The organism is Andreprevotia lacus DSM 23236, from assembly GCF_900176275.1.
Classification (GTDB): Bacteria; Pseudomonadota; Gammaproteobacteria; order Burkholderiales; family Chitinibacteraceae; genus Andreprevotia; species Andreprevotia lacus.
Window position 1 is genome coordinate 1 of record NZ_FWXD01000075.1, and the last position, 1,448, is coordinate 1,448.

The 1,448-nt window shown below is 61.9% G+C and carries 1 protein-coding gene; it reads left to right on the plus strand.

Features of this window, described 5'->3' with window-relative positions:
- Positions 1-1,448: condensation domain-containing protein (locus B9A19_RS21815; RefSeq protein WP_245804405.1), on the plus strand; the 1,448-nt coding region annotated here is incomplete at both ends.

A 1,448-nucleotide genomic window follows, 5' to 3' on the forward strand; every position in this document is an offset into this window, starting at 1 on the left:
GCCACCGTACCGGGTGGTGCGGGCAATGTGCAGGACATCTACCCGCTGGCGCCGTTGCAGGAAGGGATCTTGTTCCATCACTTGATGGAGCAGGAAGGGGATCCGTATCTGCTGCCGAGTTTGTATGCGTTCAGCTCGCGTACGCAGCTGGATGAACTGCTGCAGGCCATGCAGCAGGTGATTGATCGCCACGATATTTTGCGCACCAGCCTGGTATGGGAAGGACCGGATCAACCAGTGCAAGTGGTGCACCGCCACGCGCAATTGCCAGTGCAAGAGTTGCATTTCGATGCATCGATTGGCGATGTTGCTGCGCAGCTGCAGGCACAGCTTGACCCCAAACACACTCGTATTGACATCGGCCAAGCGCCGCTGCTGCGCTGCCATCTTGCCGAGGACCCGCAGAATGGCCGCTGGCTGCTGCATATCCTGGCGCATCACCTGGCCATCGATCACACCACGCTTGATCTGCTGGTTGCCGAGGCCGAAGCCATCGATCAGGGGCTGGAAGCCAGCTTGCCGGCACCGGTGCCGTTCCGCCAGTTCGTTGCGCAGGCAAAGCTGGGTGTGAGCCAAGCCGAGCATGAAGCTTTCTTCACCCAATTGCTGGGTGATGTTGACGAGCCGACCGCCCCGTTTGGTTTGCTGGATGTACAGGGCGAATTCGCTACGATGTCGCGTCGCCTGCCAGCTGCCTTGTCGCGTGCTGTACGCCAGCAGGCGCGGCGTGCCGGTGTCAGCGTTGCCAGTCTGATGCACCTGGCCTGGGCGCTGGTGCTGGCCCGCTCCAGCGGTCGCGATGACGTGGTGTTCGGCACCGTGTTGTTCGGCCGCATGCAGGGCGGCGAGGGCAACCGTGGTATCGGCCTGTTCATCAATACGCTGCCGATCCGCCTGCATATTGGCCAGCAGGGAGCCCTGCAAGCCTTGAAAGACGCGCATGCGCTGCTGGCGCAACTGCTGCGCCACGAACACGCGACCTTGGCGCAGGTTCAGCGTTGCAGCGGCGTGGTTGCGCCGACACCGTTGTTCAGCGGCTTGCTCAATTACCGCTACAGCCCGCAGGCCGGGCAGGGTAGTGATGATGCAGATGCAGGCGTTGAGTCGCTGGGTGTGGCCGAACGCACCAATTATCCGCTGTGCGTCGATATTGATGACCTGGGCACAGACTTCCTGCTCACGGCGCAAGTGGTAGAAGGCATCTCCCCCTCACGCATCTGCGACTTCCTCGAACACGCCATCACAGCACTGGTTGCCGCACTGGCCGATACCCCCGCTGTTCCCCTCCTGCAGCTCGACGTACTGCCCGCTGCCGAACGCGAGCAAGTTGTGGTTGGCTGGAACCAGACGTATCAAGACCTGCCGCTGTCATCCTGCGTGCAGGAACTGTTCGAAGCCCGGGTGGCTGCCGCACCCGATGCCATTGCCCTGGTCCAGCCGGATTTGAC